This window comes from Arthrobacter celericrescens (assembly GCF_003614925.1).
Taxonomy (GTDB): Bacteria; Actinomycetota; Actinomycetes; order Actinomycetales; family Micrococcaceae; genus Arthrobacter; species Arthrobacter celericrescens.
Genome location: NZ_QYLP01000015.1, coordinates 24,208 through 39,893 on the forward strand (window position 1 = coordinate 24,208; position 15,686 = coordinate 39,893).

A 15,686-nucleotide genomic window follows, 5' to 3' on the forward strand; every position below is an offset into this window, starting at 1 on the left:
GCCACCCATGCCGCACTGCCGAAGCAGGGTCCGACGGCGGCCCGGACCGCGGCTACGCTTCGTCGTAGGCGGCCGCGAGAAGCTGGACGGCCTCGGCGAAACTAGCGCCCTGCGCCCGGGCGGCGGCGGCGTATTCGGCGGCGACGGCGGCGAGCACGCTGTGCCGTTCGTCGCGGGCGCAGACCACGGTTCCGTTCCGGCCCCGGGTGGCGACGACGCCGGCTGCCTCGAGTTCCTTGTAGGAGCGGGCCACGGTGTGCGGGGCGACGTCCAGCTGCTCGGCCAGCTTCCGTACTGCGGGCAGCCTGCTGCCGACCGGAAGCGTGCCGCTGTCCGCGAGGTCGATGATGCGCAGCCGGAGCTGCTCAAACAGCGGCACCGAACTCGTCTGGCTGGGCCGCCACTCCCCTGGGAACACGTCCTGGGCGCTCATCGCGCCATCCCGCTGCCAGCGCCGTCGAGCGGCGTGTCCGGTTCGTCGCTCCCGGCGAACTGCGCCTCGTGCAGCGTGGCGTAGTGGCCACCCCGGGCCAGCAGGGTCTGGTGCGTGCCGTGCTCGACAATCCGTCCGTGGTCCATGACGAGAATTAGATCAGCGTCCCTGATCGTGGACAAGCGGTGCGCGATCACGAAGGACGTCCGGTTGCTCCGGAGCCGGTGCATGGCGTGCCGGATCAGCACCTCCGTGCGGGTGTCCACCCAGCTGGTGGCCTCATCCAGGACCAGGACCGGCCGGCCCGAAAGCCTGGCCCGTGCGATGCTGAGCAGCTGCCGCTGGCCCTGGCTCAGCGGCTCCCCGCCGTTGCTGAGCATGGTGGCGTACCCGTCGGGGAGGGAGCGGACGAAGTGGTCCACGTGGCTCGCTTCGGCGGCGGCGACGATGTCCGCGTCGCTGGCGGACGGGTCACCGTAGGCGATGTTCTCCCGGATGGTCCCGGTGAAGATCCAGGGTTCCTGGAGGACGACCCCGAAATGCTGCCGGAGGGCGTCGCGGGGCATCTGCGAGATGTCCACGCCGTCCACGGTGATCCGGCCGGCGTCGGGCTCGTGGAAGCGCATGAGCAGGTTAACGAGGGTGGTCTTGCCGGCGCCGGTGTGCCCTACGATCGCCACGGTCTGGCCGGGATCGACCGCGAAGGAGAGGTCTTCCAGGACCGGGGTGTCGGGGCGGTAGCGGAAGGAGATGTGCTCGAAGGCGACCGCGCCGCGCCGGCCGTTCGCCGAGGCAGCATCAGGTACCGTCGCCGCTTCGGGGGGTAGCTCGGGGGCGTCGAGGAGTTCGAAGATCCTCGCGGCGGAGGCGGAGCAGGACTGGAGCGCCTGGACCATGCCGCCGATCTGTCCGAGCGGCTGGCTGAACAGCCGGTTGAACTGGATGAAGGCCTGGATGCCGCCGATTGTCATGGCCCCGGCGAGGAATTGCAGCCCGCCCACCAGGGCCACGCCCACGTAGCTGGCGTTCGAGACGAAGGCCATGAGCGGCTGCACCAGCCCGGAGAGGAACTGGGCCCGGGCGCTGGCGGTGTACAGGGCGTTGTTCCGGGACGCGAAGCGGTCCGCCATGAGGCCCCGGGCGCCGAAGAGTTTGATGGTCTCGTGGCCGGAGGCCGTTTCCTCCACGATCGAGTTGACGTCGCCGGTGGCCGACCACTGCCGGGCGAAGTAGGTCCGGGCGGGCCGGCTCACCACATACGACAGCAATGCCGAGACGGGCACGGTGAGGAGCGCCACCAGCGCCAGCAACGGGGAAATCAGCAGCATCATGCACAGCGAGGCGAAGGCCATCAGCAGGGAGGTGACCAGCTGGCCCAGCAGCTGGTTGAGGAGCTGGGCCACGTTGTCGAGGTCGTTGCTCGCCCGGCTCAGCACGTCGCCGCGGCTGCGGCCGCCGTAATGGGCCACCGGGATGCGGTGCAGTTTGGCTTCGACGGCCTCCCGGAGCCGGTATGCGAGCCCTTGGACGGCGGTGGCGGTCAGCGTCCCCTGCGCCCAGCTCAGCATGGACGCGGCGATGTAGATCGCCGTGACGGGGACGAGCAGGGCGGCGAAGCGGGCCGCGTTGAAGCCTCCGCCCAGCACCGCTTCGGCGACGACGTCGGTGGCGTCGCCGAGGATCTTCGGCGCGGAGACGTTGAGGACCACGAAGCAGGCAATGCACAGCAGCGCGCCGGTCATCGCCCTTCGGGACGGGTCCAGGAGCTCGATCAGGCGAAGCAGCGCACGCCCGCGGCGCGGCCGACGTTCCTTGGCCTCCCCCTCCCCCGGGCGCGCCGGCCGGCTCATGGCCCGTCCGCCGTGTCGAGCTGGGAGGCGACGAATTCCCGGTAGTGGCCGGACTCCGCCAGCAGCCTGGCATGGGTGCCGCTGCCGACGATCCTGCCGTTGTCCACCACGAGGATGCGGTCCGCGGCTTCGACGCTGCGCACCCGTTGCGCCACCATCAGGACCACGGACGCGGCGAGGCGCGGCCTCAGCGCCTCGAGGATCCGGGATTCGGTGACCGCGTCCAGGGCGGAGAAGCTGTCGTCGAAGAGGTGGATCGACGCCGGCCGGAGGATGGCGCGGGCGATGCAGAGCCGCTGCTTCTGTCCGCCGGAAAGCCCGCCGCCCTGCGCGAGGACGGTGTTGAGGCCGTCCGGGAGGGCGGACACGAACGACGCCGCCTGCGCCGTGTCGAGGGCCTCCCACAGTTGTGTGTCGCTCGCCGCGGGGAGGGCGATCCTGAGGTTGTCCGCGACGGTTCCGTCGAAGAGCCAGTTCCGTTGCGGCACGGCGGCGATGCTCCGCCGCAGCACGTCGACGGGAATTCCGTGCGTGTCCTCGCCGCCGATCGTGATGGTGCCGCTGCTTGCTTCGAGCAGCCTGGGCACCAGCCGCAGCAGGGTGGACTTTCCGCCGCCCGTGGAGCCGATGATGGCCGTTGTGGTGCCCGGCTGCGCCTCGAAACTGATGCCCTCCAAGACACGGGCCTCGGCGCCGGGGAAGGCGAAGGAGACATCCTCGAAGCGCAGGACCCGCCCGCCTGCCGGCGTCGAGGAGTCCCTGCCGTGCAACGCGGGCAACGAGGCAGCAGGAGCCGGATTTCCATTGGCCGCGTGCCGCTCGTCCGGGCTGGCGAGGACTTCGCTGATCCGTTCGGCGCTGACCTCTGCCCGGGGCGCGGCGGAGAGCACATACATGGCCATCATGATGGCGAGCAGGATCTGCATGATGTATGCGGTGAAGGCAGTCAGAGCGCCGAGATTCATCGCGCCCCCGACAATCCGGAGCCCGCCCAGCCACACCACCGCCACAGAGGACAGGTTCACCACGATCATCACCAGCGGGAGCATCACCGCGACGATCCGCGCCGACCGTAGGTTGTTGGCCGTGAGGGCGCCGTTGGCGGCGGCGAAGCGTTCCTTTTCGTACGGGCGCCGGACGAAGGCGCGGATCACCATGACGCCCAGGATCTGCTCCCGGGTCACGGTGTTGATGCGGTCCACGAGCCCCTGCCCTTGCCGGTACAGGGGGACCAGTTTGTGGACGATCCGGAGCATGATCAACATCAGCAAGGGAATGATGGCAAAGACCAGCCACGCGAGGGTGCCGTCCTGCGCCACTGCGAGCAGCACCCCGCCGACACCCATGACCGGGGCGGCGACGAGCATGCTGAACACGAGGATCACCGCGGTCTGGACCTGGAGGACGTCGTTGGTGGTGCGGACCACCAGGCTGGCCGGTCCGAAGCGATCCGCTTCCTGGGCGGGGAGGGCATGGATCTTCTCGAAGAGTTCCTGCCGCAGGCGCCGCCCGATCTTCATCGCGACGACGGCTCCCAGGTAGCCTGCGGACACTGCCGCCAGCACCTGGACGAAGGCCAGCGCCAGCATCCGTCCGCCGAGTTCCAGCACCACGGAGCTGTTGCCGGCCACCAGGCCGTCGTCGACGATCCCGGCGTTCAGGGTGGGAAGCAGGAGGGTGGCGCCGACCTGGAGCAGTTGGAGCACCGTGATGGCCGCGACGTGCAGGCGGTACGGAGCGAGGCGCCGCAGTACGAGCGCTGCGAGCATCCGGCCTCCGTCCCTCAATCCTGGAGGCTGCGGCCACCGAACGATTGCAGCGCCCCCACTGTCGCGTTTGTCATTGTAGTGCAGATCACAGTCGGGGCGGCCAAGACGGGTGTCCGTCCCGTCGGGTTGTCCGCTGACGGTGCAAGGTCAGGAACGCCCGGACTTGTGCCCGACCGCGAAAATCCGCCGGAACGGGAACACCGTGCCGTGCCGGTTCGAGGGGTAGGCCTCACGCAGCAGCGCTGCATATTGCTTCTCGAAACGTTCCGCCTCCTCCGGGGTCAGGGCGGCCAGCACCGGCCGCAGGCCCGTTCCGCGGACCCATTCGAGCACAGGATCCGGCCCTGGCAGGAGCTGCTGGTAGCTGGTCTCCCAGGCGTCGGCCGTCCACCCGGCGTCGAGCATCACGGCGAGATAGTCCGCCGGCTCGCCCACGGCGTCGTCGTGGCGCAGCGCTCCTTCCAGTCCTCTAGACCACTCCGGGGACGCGGCGAGTTCCCGCATCAGGGTGTGCGAGGGCGCCCCGAAATTGCCCGGGACCTGCAGCGCGAACCAGGCACCGGCGGGCAGGGCGTCCAGCCAGCGGGGCAGCAGCTCCAAGTGCCCGGGAACCCATTGCAGGGCGGCGTTGCTGACCACGACGTCGCACTCGGGGCCCGGCATCCAGTCCTTGATGTCGGCAGCGTCGAAGGCAAGGCCGGCGTGCCCTTCAACCTGGAGGGCGGCGCGCCGCAGCATGTCGGGCGAGGAGTCGAGGCCCAACACCCGGGCCTCCGGCCAGCGGACCGCCAGTGTCGCCGTCAGGTTTCCCGGGCCGCAGCCGAGGTCCACCACCTGGCGGGGCGAGTCCGCTGCGATCCGGGCGGTCAGGTCGAAGAACGGCCTGTCCCGGTAGTCGCCGAACTGCACGTATTTGCCCGGGTCCCATGTCATCGCCTGTGCCAAAGCCGCCTCCTCGTCGGTGCCTGGCTCCACACTAAGCTGGAGGCAATGAAACTTCTTGAGCAGCTCTCCGGCATGTCACTCAGCGGCCCGGACGGCGGATCCCCCGACCCGGACGATATCTACACCCGCTTCGTTGACTGGACGGAGAGCCGCGGGCTCCAGCTGTACCCGGCGCAGGACGAAGCCATCATGGAGCTGTCCGCGGGCGGGAACGTCATCCTCGCCACCCCCACGGGCTCCGGGAAGTCCCACGTGGCCATCGCCGCGCATTTCACCGCCATGGCCCGCGGCGGCCGCAGCTACTACACGGCTCCCATCAAGGCGCTGGTGTCGGAGAAGTTCTTCGCCTTGTGCGACATTTTCGGCGCGGAGAACGTGGGCATGATCACCGGCGATTCGGGAGTCAACCAGGACGCGCCGATCATCTGCTGCACCGCCGAGATCCTGGCCAACATCGCCCTGCGCGAGGGCGCGGCGGCCGACCTTACCGCCGTGATCATGGACGAGTTCCACTTCTACGCCGACCCGCAGCGCGGCTGGGCCTGGCAGGTGCCGCTGCTCGAACTGCCGCAGGCCCAGTTCCTGCTGATGTCCGCCACCTTGGGCGACGTGAGCCGCTTCGAGCGCGGCCTGACCGAGCTCACGGGACGACCGACGGCGACCGTCAGTTCCGCCGAACGCCCCATTCCGCTGCACTACTACTACCAGGAGACCCCGGTCCACGAGACCCTGGAGGAACTACTGGAGACGAAGCAGGTCCCCGTGTACGTGGTGCACTTCAGCCAGCTGGAGGCGATCGAGCGGGCGCAGAACCTGATGAGCATCAACATGTGCACGCGCGAGGAAAAGGACCGGATCGCCGAGCTGATCGCCGGGTTCCGTTTCGCCGCCGGGTTCGGCAAGACCCTCAACCGGCTGGTGCGGCACGGCATCGGCGTCCACCACGCCGGCATGCTGCCCAAGTACCGCCGCCTCGTGGAACAGCTGGCGCAGGCCGGCCTCCTGAAGGTCATCTGCGGCACCGATACCCTCGGCGTCGGGATCAACGTGCCGATCCGCACGGTGCTGCTCACCGCGCTGAGCAAGTACGACGGCGTCCGCACCCGGCTGTTGAACTCCCGTGAGTTCCACCAGATCGCCGGGCGGGCCGGCCGTGCGGGCTATGACACCGCCGGCACGGTGGTGGTCCAGGCGCCGGAGCACGTGGTGGAAAACGCGAAAGCTATGGCCAAGGCCACCGCGAAGTTCGGCAACGACCAGAAGAAGCTGCGCCAGGTGGTCAAGAAGCGCCCGCCCGAGGGCTTCGTCTCCTGGGGCCAGCCCACGTTCACCAAGCTGGTGGAATCGGTGCCGGATCCCCTGTCCTCCAGCTTCACCATCACCCATGCGATGGTGCTGAACCTGATGGAACGACCCGGGGACCCCTTCGTAGCGTGCCGGCGGCTGCTGAGCGGGAACCATGAGACGCGGCCGGCGCAGCTGAAACTCATGAAGAAGGCCCTGGGCATCTGCCGGGAGCTGCTCGCCGCCGGCGTCGTGGAGCGCGTACCGGAGGACGAGCAGGCGGCCGAAGGGCGCTCCCTGCGGCTGACCGTCCACCTTCAGCCGAACTTCGCCCTCAACCAGCCGCTCTCGCCGTTCGCGCTGGCGGCGCTGGAGCTGCTCGACCCGGAGTCGCCGTCGTACGCCCTCGACGTGGTGTCCGTGATCGAGGCGACCCTCGAGAAGCCCCGCCAGATCCTCTCCGCGCAGGAGAAGAAGGCCCGCGGCGAAGCCGTGGCCGCCATGAAGGCGGACGGCATCGATTACGAACAGCGCATGGCGATGCTGGAATCCGTCAGCTACCCGAAGCCGCTGGCCGAGATCCTCGGCGACGCGTTCGAAGTGTACCGGCGGGCGGCGCCGTGGGTGGGCGACTTCGAGCTGGCTCCCAAGTCGGTCATCCGGGACATGTACGAGCGCGCCATGAACTTCGGCGAGTTCGTCCAGTTCTACGGCCTCGCCCGTTCCGAGGGCATCGTGCTGCGCTACCTCGCCGACGGCTTCCGCGCACTGCGCCAAACGGTGCCGCAGGACGCACTGCGCGACGACCTGGAAGACCTCGTCGCCTGGCTCGGCGAACTCGTACGCCAAGTGGATTCCTCGCTGCTGGACGAGTGGGAGGAACTCACGTCCGGCGCCGCTCCCACCCCGCACGACGCTCCCCCGCCCTCGCCGCCGGCCCTGACCGGCAACATCCGGGCGTTCCGGGTGATGGTCCGCAACGAGATGTTCCGCCGGGTGGAATTGTTCGCCGCCGAAGATTCGGCTGCGCTGGGAGAGCTCGACGGCGGCAGCGGCTGGGATGCCGCCCGCTGGGAAGATGTACTGGACGACTACTTCGACGAACACGACGACATCGGCGACGGTCCCGACGCCCGCGGCCCTGGCCTGCTGATCATCACCGAGGAGCCCGGGCTTTGGCGGGTGCGGCAGATCTTCGACGACCCCGCCGGGAACCGCGACTGGGGCATCTCGGCTGAGATCGATCTGGCGGCCTCTGACGAAAGCGGAACCGCGATGGTGACGGTGACGGCGGTCAACCGGCTCTAGCTGGCTCGGAACCGTCTTCTCGATCTTCTGCTGCTGGCGCAACTACGGGGGGGTGACCCCTCAAGCCTGGATCTGGGGCTCGGCAGCCGGCCGGGTCAGGCCCCTGGGCCGGAGCCGGCCGCAATGTGCTGGGCAAGGTACGCCTCGACCCCGACGCGTTCGATCGCGTCGAGCTGCCCCTCGAACCAGTCGGCGTGCTTCTCCTCGTCGCGGACCATTTCCTCGAAAACCGCGGCGGTGCCATGGTCACCGAGCTCGTGGCACTCCTTCGCCGAGGCGTTGAACTGCGTGACAGCCGCCTTCTCGCTGTCAAGCGCGAGGGAGAGCATCTCTTGCGCCGTCTCACCGACGATGATGGATCCCAGCTTCTGTAGGTTGGGATGGCCGTCGAACATGAGGATCCGGTTGATCAAGTCGTCGGCGTCGCGCATCTCGTCGATGGACAGTTCATAGAAGATCTTGCCGAGTGTGCTGAGGCCCCAGTTGTCGAGCATCCGGGCGTGGAGGAAGTAGGTGTTCGTGACGGTGAGCTCGAGGGTGAGCGCGTCGTTGAGGAGCTCAGTGATCCGTGGGCTAGCTGGCTGCACCGTCGACCTCCAGGAATGCTTGTTGTTGCTCCCGATACTGGCATACCAGCGCCTTTACCGTAAAGATGCAGGAACCGCAATCCTGGGCGGCCCCGGTACTGCGGCAGACGGCCCCGACCGAGCTGGCGCAGTCAGCGAGGGCAGCCTGGATGTCACGGTCGCTGACGACGTTGCAGTGACAGACGATCACGGTGACCTCCTTCCTCGGAGTCCAAGGTTAGGGAAGCCTTACCTATTTGTCCATTCGGGGATGTCACGAACGCCGCGGTGAACCGGACAACGGAATACTGCGGCCTGGCAGTGGAATCGATATGCCGGACCGGGCGGCGCATCGATGACCTCGGCGGCCTGCCCTTTGGCCGAGGTCATCGAGGCGCAGGTTGGCAGAGTGCTGAACGGCGTTGTCCAGGAGTGGCGTTTAAACTGGGTCTGGATGCCCCGTGGGGACCGGATCGAATCTCCGAAGAAGGCCAAGAACAGATGCGTACCTTTGGCTTCAAACTCTAGGATCCCGGTGCAAGCTCCCGGGGTTGATTGCCGCAGCGTGAGCTTCCCCGCTGAGGAGCGCCGGCGCCCAGGATACACAGGCATTCCACGGAGCCTTATTGCCGTCACGGTGCCGTGGAGGGTCATGAGTCGACGATTTTGCGGTATCCGGAGCCTGTGGCCAGGAACGGGACTGGTTGATACAGGCTCCTATGAAGTCACGTCTGCCTGACTCAACACTCCCGGACGGAACTTGAACCGGTGGACGAATCCCCTGGCCGGAGGGCAGCGGAGGTTAGGTGGCCGTGGGGTTTAGTAAGCTCGGAGCCATGAGTGTGATCCGTTCCGCAACCCCGGCCGACGTCCCCGCAATCCTCCAGATGATCCACGAACTGGCGGTGTACGAGAAAGAACCGGACGCGGTCAAGAACACCCCGGAGATGCTGCACGGTGCACTGTTCGGCGACAACCCGCGCGTGTATGCGAACATCGCCGAGAACGACGCCGGCGAGGTCAGGGGTTTCGCCCTGTGGTTCCTGAACTACTCCACCTGGGAGGGCGTGCACGGGATCTACCTCGAGGACCTCTACGTCACCCCGGAGGCCCGCGGCGAGGGCCACGGCAAGGCGCTGCTGCGGCACCTGGCCGCCACTGCCGTCGAGAACGGCTATGCGCGCGTGGAATGGAGCGTGCTCGACTGGAACGAACCGTCCATCGCCTTCTACAAGAGCCTGGGCGCCGTGCCCATGGACGAGTGGACCACTTTCCGGCTCACCGGCGACGCGCTGGCGTCCTTCGGCGCGGCTTCCCTCGGCGAAAGCCTGGCCCGTGGCTGAGGCATTTGCCGCCCTGACCACCGGGAACCCGGCGGCCACGTCCCTGGCCGCCGGCCACACCGTCGGCGCCCGCCACGAATTCCGCGGCGTCCGCACCGTGGAGCATTTCTTCACGGTGCCGCTGGACCACGCGCGCCCCGCGGAAGCCGAGATCACCGTCTTCGCGCGCGAGTACGTGTCCGCGGATCACAACGATGCCGAAGCCGCCGCCCTGCCCTGGCTGCTGTTCCTGCAGGGCGGACCCGGAGGCCGCGGCAACCGGGTCACGTCCCTTTCCGGGTGGATGAAGGCGGCTGCCCGCGACTTCCGGATCCTCATGCTGGACCAGCGGGGCACCGGCCTGTCCACCCCGTTGGACCGCAACACCCTGCCGCTGCGTGGCAGCGTGGACGAGCAGGCCGACTATCTGGCGTTCTTCCGGGCCGACTCTATAGTGGCCGACGCCGAGCTGATCCGGGCCGCCCTCGGCGCCGCACCCTGGACGGTGCTCGGGCAGAGCTTCGGCGGCTTCTGCGCCCTGAGCTACCTGTCATTCGCCCCGGCCGGGCTGAAGGAGGTCCTCATCACCGGCGGGCTGGCGCCCCTGCACGGCCCCGCGGACAGGGTCTACCGGGCCACGTTCCAGAGGGTGGCCGCTCGGAACGCCGAGTACTTCGCCTGGTACCCGGAGGACCGCGCACGGGTCACCCGGATCGTCCGCCACCTCGAGCTCCACGAGGAGCTGCTTCCCGACGGCAGCCGCCTCACTCCGGAGCGTTTCCAGATGGTCGGCTCCTTCCTGGGCGGCAACACGCGCGTGGACGCCCTCCACTACCTCCTTGAGGACGCCTTCGTGGCCACCCCGGACGGTGAACGGCTCTCCGATGCGTTCCTGGAGCAGGTGCGCGCCCAGGTGTCGCGGGCAGCCAACCCCTTGTACGCCGTGCTGCACGAATCGATCTACGGCCAAGGCCACGCCACGGACTGGGCTGCCTGGCGCGTGCTGGAGGAATTCCCGCAGTTCCGCCCGGATGCCGCCGAACCGCTGCTGACCGGTGAAATGGTCTACCCCTGGTACTTCGAACAGGACCCGGCGCTGCAGCCCTTGGCGGACGTCGCCGAACTACTCGCCGCGAAGCAGAACTGGGCTCCGCTGTACGACCCGGAGCAGTTGGCCGCCAACACGGTCCCCGTTGCCGCCGCGGTCTATAAGGACGACATCTACGTCGACTACGAGCTGTCGATGGAGACCGCCGCAGCGGTCCGCGGCCTGCAGGCCTGGACCACCACTGACTTCCACCACGACGGCATCGGCGAAGACGGCGAAGGCATCTTCCGGCGGCTGCTCGGCATGGTCCGCGCTTAGGGCTCTTAAGCCGCCGCCGGCTCCTTGCGGAACATCCGCAGCAGGACCGCGGCGAGGACGACGGCGGCGAGGGCCAGTGCGGCCATATTGAGTCCCGGGTAGCCGAGCCAGGCCAGGAGCAGCCCGGAAAAGCCGCCGCCAACCGCGCCTGCTGCACCCATGAGGGTATCCGAGACGCCCTGCACGGTGACGCGTTCCTCCTGCGGCACGCTCTCGGCCAGCAGGGTCGACCCGGCGATGGTGGCGGCGGACCACCCCAGGCCCAGAAGCACCAGGCCTGCAGTCACTGCCACGGGTTCGTGCTGCCCTAAGCCCGCCACGCATGCGGCGGCGATCAGCAGCACATAGCCCAGGCCGATGGTGGGAAGCCTGCCCGCCTTGTCCGTCAGCCAACCCATCAGCGGCGACAGCGCGAACATGCCGGCGATGTGCAGCGAGATCGTGAACCCGATGATGGTCAGCGCGTCCGTTCCCATGGTGTGGCCGCCGTGCCCGGTCATTGGTCCCTCGACCAGCTGCTGCAGGTGCAGCGGCGTCATCGACATGACGCTGACCATGATGCCGTGCGCCGCCACCACCGACGCCAAGGCGAGCAGGGACATCGGCGAGGAACGGGCTGCCTTGAGCCCCAACGCCAGGGACCTGCGGCGCGGACCGGGGTTCCCGCCGTCGGGCTCTGTTCCACTCAGGCGGCGGGCGAGCAGCAGCGGATCCGGGCGCAACCCGGCGAGGAGCAAGGCGGCCGCCAGCAGGAGCCCCGCCACGGAGAAGATGAACGGCCCGGCGCTGGCCGGGAGCCCAAGCGCTTCGCCGACGGCGGCACCGGGCTGGATCAGGTTGGGTCCGGCGACGGCGCCGATGGTGATGGACCAGACCACCGTGGACAGGTCGCGGCCGCGGCGCGCCGGATCGGCGAGGTCGACGGCGGCGAAACGGGCTTGCAGGTTCGCCGCGGATCCGAGGCCCAGCAGTGCGCCGCCCAGCAGGAGCAGCGGGAAGCTGCCGGCGGTGGCCGACACGATGACGAAGAGCGCGCCGATCATCGCGGCGAGCATGCCGGTGACAAGCCCTATGCGCCGGCCGCGGCGTTCGGCCAGACCTGCCAAAGGCAGGGCGGCGACGGCGGCGGCGAGGGTCAGGACCGTGGTCACCGAACCGGCCCACGCTTCCGAGCCGCTGAGCTGCACCGCGAGCAGAGAGCCGATGGAGAGGGTGGCGCCGTTGCCGATGCCGCTGAGCAGTTGCGCCGCGCTCAGGAGGACGACGGAACGGCGCTGGACGGCTGCGGGGTCGATGGTTTCAGTCGGAGTCAAAGCCACTACCCGAGCATATCCCCGCAGCGCCCGGGCAGCTCCCGGATACGCCGGAACCCCGGTCACATGGTGACCGGGGTTCCAGACAAGGGTGCGGGGCGGCGTCAGTCGACGTCGCTGTGTCAGTCCACGTCGCTGAGGCTCTTGCGGGAGTCCTCTTCGAGGCGGGCGTCCAGCTTGGACTGCTTGGCCGCCGGGCTGAGCAGGCTGGCCACCACCGCGATGACGATGGTGCCGATGATGACTGCCAGCGACACGAAGGTGGGGATCTCCGGGGCCCACTCGATGTGGTGGCCGCCGTTGATGAACGGCAGTTCGTTGACGTGCATCGCGTGCAGCACCAGCTTCACGCCGATGAAGGCCAGGATGACCGACAGCGCGTGCTTGAGGTAGACCAGGCGGTTCATGAGGCCGCCCAGCAGGAAGTAGAGCTGGCGCAGGCCCATGAGGGCGAAGATGTTGGCCGTGAACACGATGAAGGCGCTCTGGGTGAGGCCGAAGATCGCCGGGATGGAGTCCACGGCGAACAGGAGGTCGGTCATGCCGATGGTCACGAAGACGATCAGCATCGGGGTGAAGACCTTCTTGCCGTCTACCGTGGTGCGCAGCTTGCCGCCGTCGAACTTCTCGGACATCGGCAGGACCTTGCGAAGGCGGGCCACCAGCGGGTTCTCGGCGCCCTCTTCCTCGTCATGGCCGTCGTCCTTGGCCTGCTTCCAGGCGGTCCAGAGCAGGAAGGCGCCGAAGATGTAGAACACCCAGCTGAACTGCTCGATGACCACGGCGCCCAAGGCGATGAAGATGCCGCGCAGGATCAGGGCGATGATGATGCCCACCATCAGCACTTCCTGCTGGTACTTACGGGGCACCGCGAAGCGGGCCATGATGATGATGAACACGAACAGGTTGTCGATGCTCAGGCTGTACTCGGTGACCCAGCCGGCGACGAACTGGCTGCCGTGCTCGACGCCGGCGAACGCGAACATGGCGCCGGCGAAGGCCAGGGCCAGGGCGACGTAGAAGGCCACCCACAGGCCGGCCTCCTTCATGGAAGGTTCGTGCGGGCGCTTGACCACCAGCAGGAGGTCGACGAGCAGGATGATTCCGAGGACGACAAACGAGCCGACCTCGAACCAGACGGGAAGCTGCATGAAAAAAGCCTTTCGCAGGGTACGTCGATGCGGTGTAAGTCTCTCCGGCCTGCCGGCGCACTTGGTGCAGATTTGGCGGCCCGCTGCGTCCGGCGAGGCATCTGTGCCTGGCGTGTTGACGGACGTAGCGCTCGGGATACTCCCCTACGTTCCCACCACTTTACCCTAGGCGTGTCCGGCGGACTGCATTTGACGCAGCTCCCGCTTCAGTTCACCTACTTCATCGCGCAGCCGGGCGGCGATTTCGAACTGCAGTTCCGCGGCCGCGGAGTGCATCTGTTCGGTGAGCTGCTCGATGAGTCCCACGAGGTCTTCGGCCGGCGCCGCGGCGAGTCCGTCGCTGCGCACGGTGGCTGCGCCCTTCTTGGCCCCCTTGCCGGCCTTCGCGCCGGGCTTGGCCGCCCCGGTAATACCGCGCTTGCCCTTGCCGTAGTCGAAGCTGCCCAACAGCGCATCGGTATCGGCATCTTCCCGGGCCAGCTGGTCGGTGATGTCTGCGATCTTCTTGCGCAGCGGCTGGGGGTCGATGCCGTTTTCGGTATTGAACTTCACCTGGATGTCGCGGCGCCGGTTGGTTTCCTCGATGGCGTGGGCCATGGAATCGGTGATCCGGTCCGCGTACATGTGCACCTGGCCGGAGACGTTACGCGCGGCACGGCCGATGGTCTGGATCAGCGAGGTGGAGGAGCGCAGGAAGCCTTCCTTGTCCGCGTCCAGGATGCTCACGAGGGAGACTTCCGGCAGGTCCAGGCCTTCGCGGAGCAGGTTGATGCCGACCAGGACGTCGAACACGCCCAGCCGCAGTTCCCTCAGGAGTTCCACGCGGCGCAGGGTGTCGACGTCGGAGTGCAGGTACTGGACCTTGATGCCGTGGCCGAGCAGGTAGTCGGTGAGGTCCTCGGCCATGCGCTTGGTGAGGGTGGTGACCAGGACGCGTTCGTCCCGGTCCACGCGGGTGCGGATCTCCCCGAGGAGGTCGTCGATCTGGCCCTTGGTGGGCTTGACGACAACTTCGGGGTCGATCAGGCCGGTGGGGCGGATGATCTGCTGCACGAAGCCGTCCGCCTTGCCGAGCTCGTACTTGCCGGGGGTGGCCGACAGGTAGACGGTCTGGCCGATGCGCTCCAGGAACTCGTCCCACTTCAACGGCCGGTTGTCCATGGCTGACGGCAGCCGGAAGCCGTGGTCCACCAAGGTGCGCTTGCGGGACATGTCGCCCTCATACATGGCGCCGATCTGAGGGACGGTCACGTGGGATTCGTCGATGACGAGCAGGAAGTCGTCCGGGAAATAGTCCAGGAGGCAGTGCGGCGCGGTGCCGGAACCGCGGCCGTCGATGTGCCGGGAGTAGTTCTCGATGCCGTTGCAGAAACCCATCTGCTGCATCATTTCGAGGTCGTACGTGGTGCGCATGCGCAGGCGCTGCGCCTCGACCAGCTTGTTCTGCCCTTCCAGCACCTTGAGCCGCTCGGCCAGTTCGTCCTCGATGCCCGTGATGGCCCTGCCCATCCGTTCCGGACCGGCGACGTAGTGCGAGGCCGGGAACACATACATCTCGGTCTCTTCCCGGATGACCTCCCCCGTCACCGGGTGCAGGGTGTAGATGTTCTCGATCTCGTCGCCGAAGAACTCGATCCGCAGCGCCAGTTCCTCGTACATGGGGATGATTTCCACAGTGTCGCCCCGCACCCGGAAGGTGCCGCGGTGGAAGTCCATGTCATTGCGGGCGTACTGCATGGACACGAACTTCCGAAGGAGATCATCGCGGTTCATTTCCGCGCCTTTGCGCAGCGTCACCATCCCGGCGATGTACTCTTCCGGCGTGCCGAGGCCGTAAATGCAGGACACGGTGGCGACCACGATAACGTCCCGCCGGGTGAGCAGGGCGTTGGTGGCCGAGTGCCGGAGACGCTCCACTTCCTCGTTGATGGAGGAGTCCTTTTCGATGAAGGTGTCCGTCTGCGGGACGTAGGCCTCGGGCTGGTAGTAGTCGTAGTAGGAGACGAAGTATTCCACCGCGTTGTTGGGCAGCAGTTCCCGGAATTCGTTGGCCAGCTGCGCCGCGAGGGTCTTATTCTGCACCATCACCAGGGTGGGCCGCTGGACCTGTTCGATCAGCCAGGCCGTGGTGGCGCTCTTGCCGGTACCGGTGGCCCCAAGGAGCACGACGTCCTTCTCACCGTTGTTGATGCGTTCAGTCAGCTCTGCGATGGCGGCCGGCTGGTCACCGGCGGGCTGGTACTCGCTGACGACTTCGAAGGGCGCGACGACTCGGTTGATTTCCTGGGCGAGGCTCATGCATCAAATCTACCCCTGCCCGCGGACAGTTACTGTCCGCGTTCCGGCGGCACTTTACGCCGCCTGCGTGGCAGGATGGCG

Annotated in this window: 12 protein-coding genes; 3 read left to right on the forward strand and 9 right to left on the reverse strand. The window is 67.6% G+C overall.

Translation table 11 applies throughout. From position 1 onward, the window contains the following. Positions 1-52: 52 nt before the first annotated feature. From D3654_RS02310 to D3654_RS02325, 4 genes are all read right to left on the reverse strand, one after another. Complete coding sequence (locus tag D3654_RS02310; protein ID WP_120519920.1) at positions 53-433, reverse strand: GntR family transcriptional regulator; 381 nt, start codon at positions 431-433, stop codon at positions 53-55. After that, positions 430-2,283: an ABC transporter ATP-binding protein gene (locus D3654_RS02315; RefSeq protein ID WP_120519921.1), complete on the reverse strand. Its 1,854-nt coding sequence runs from the start codon at positions 2,281-2,283 to the stop codon at positions 430-432. The genes D3654_RS02310 and D3654_RS02315 overlap by 4 nt, the downstream gene beginning before the upstream one ends. Beyond that, complete coding sequence (locus D3654_RS02320; protein WP_120519922.1) at positions 2,280-4,052, reverse strand: ABC transporter ATP-binding protein; 1,773 nt, start codon at positions 4,050-4,052, stop codon at positions 2,280-2,282. Before D3654_RS02320 ends, D3654_RS02315 begins: the two co-directional genes overlap by 4 nt. A 147-nt stretch (positions 4,053-4,199) precedes the next feature. Continuing rightward, positions 4,200-4,985, reverse strand: a complete 786-nt coding sequence (locus D3654_RS02325) for a trans-aconitate 2-methyltransferase (protein ID WP_120519923.1) — start codon at positions 4,983-4,985, stop codon at positions 4,200-4,202. Between the two features lie 57 nt (positions 4,986-5,042). Between D3654_RS02325 and D3654_RS02330 the strand changes: the two genes are divergently transcribed. Continuing rightward, positions 5,043-7,589: a DEAD/DEAH box helicase gene (locus D3654_RS02330; RefSeq protein WP_120519924.1), complete on the forward strand. Its 2,547-nt coding sequence runs from the start codon at positions 5,043-5,045 to the stop codon at positions 7,587-7,589. A gap of 95 nt (positions 7,590-7,684) precedes the next feature. Here D3654_RS02330 and bfr read toward each other — a convergent pair whose 3' ends face one another. Then, the gene (gene bfr / locus D3654_RS02335) at positions 7,685-8,176 is read right to left on the reverse strand and encodes a bacterioferritin (protein ID WP_120519925.1); all 492 of its coding nucleotides are present in this window, start codon (positions 8,174-8,176) and stop codon (positions 7,685-7,687) included. Continuing rightward, positions 8,163-8,366: a (2Fe-2S)-binding protein gene (locus tag D3654_RS20995; RefSeq protein WP_120519926.1), complete on the reverse strand. Its 204-nt coding sequence runs from the start codon at positions 8,364-8,366 to the stop codon at positions 8,163-8,165. Before D3654_RS20995 ends, bfr begins: the two co-directional genes overlap by 14 nt. 625 nt (positions 8,367-8,991) lie before the next feature. Between D3654_RS20995 and D3654_RS02345 the strand changes: the two genes are divergently transcribed. Together D3654_RS02345 and D3654_RS02350 are read left to right on the forward strand one after the other, a co-directional pair. Continuing rightward, positions 8,992-9,498: a GNAT family N-acetyltransferase gene (locus D3654_RS02345; RefSeq protein ID WP_120519927.1), complete on the forward strand. Its 507-nt coding sequence runs from the start codon at positions 8,992-8,994 to the stop codon at positions 9,496-9,498. 13 nt (positions 9,499-9,511) lie between these two features. Next, positions 9,512-10,843, forward strand: a complete 1,332-nt coding sequence (locus D3654_RS02350; protein WP_120519979.1) for an alpha/beta fold hydrolase — start codon at positions 9,512-9,514, stop codon at positions 10,841-10,843. A 5-nt stretch (positions 10,844-10,848) separates the two neighbouring features. On the opposite strand, the gene D3654_RS02355 is transcribed toward D3654_RS02350, so the two are convergent. From D3654_RS02355 to uvrB, 3 genes are all read right to left on the reverse strand, one after another. Then, positions 10,849-12,162: an MFS transporter gene (locus D3654_RS02355; protein WP_120519928.1), complete on the reverse strand. Its 1,314-nt coding sequence runs from the start codon at positions 12,160-12,162 to the stop codon at positions 10,849-10,851. 116 nt (positions 12,163-12,278) lie between these two features. Further along, positions 12,279-13,307 (reverse strand): TerC family protein, encoded by a 1,029-nt coding sequence (locus D3654_RS02360; RefSeq protein WP_120519929.1) that lies wholly within the window; start codon positions 13,305-13,307, stop codon positions 12,279-12,281. Between the two features lie 165 nt (positions 13,308-13,472). Next, complete coding sequence (uvrB, locus tag D3654_RS02365; RefSeq protein WP_120519930.1) at positions 13,473-15,605, reverse strand: excinuclease ABC subunit UvrB; 2,133 nt, start codon at positions 15,603-15,605, stop codon at positions 13,473-13,475. Positions 15,606-15,686 lie beyond the last annotated feature (81 nt).

Excerpts from the sequence above, each read along its gene's own strand:
- D3654_RS02310 (WP_120519920.1), bottom strand. The coding sequence starts at position 433 with ATGAGCGCCCAGGACGTGTTCCCAGGGGAGTGGCGGCCCAGCCAGACG.
- D3654_RS02325 (WP_120519923.1), bottom strand. The coding sequence starts at position 4,985 with ATGACATGGGACCCGGGCAAATACGTGCAGTTCGGCGACTACCGGGAC.
- D3654_RS02360 (WP_120519929.1), bottom strand. The coding sequence starts at position 13,307 with ATGCAGCTTCCCGTCTGGTTCGAGGTCGGCTCGTTTGTCGTCCTCGGA.
- D3654_RS02345 (WP_120519927.1), top strand. The coding sequence starts at position 8,992 with ATGAGTGTGATCCGTTCCGCAACCCCGGCCGACGTCCCCGCAATCCTC.
- uvrB (WP_120519930.1), bottom strand. The coding sequence starts at position 15,605 with ATGAGCCTCGCCCAGGAAATCAACCGAGTCGTCGCGCCCTTCGAAGTC.
- D3654_RS02330 (WP_120519924.1), top strand. The coding sequence starts at position 5,043 with ATGAAACTTCTTGAGCAGCTCTCCGGCATGTCACTCAGCGGCCCGGAC.
- D3654_RS02320 (WP_120519922.1), bottom strand. The coding sequence starts at position 4,052 with ATGCTCGCAGCGCTCGTACTGCGGCGCCTCGCTCCGTACCGCCTGCAC.
- D3654_RS02315 (WP_120519921.1), bottom strand. The coding sequence starts at position 2,283 with ATGAGCCGGCCGGCGCGCCCGGGGGAGGGGGAGGCCAAGGAACGTCGG.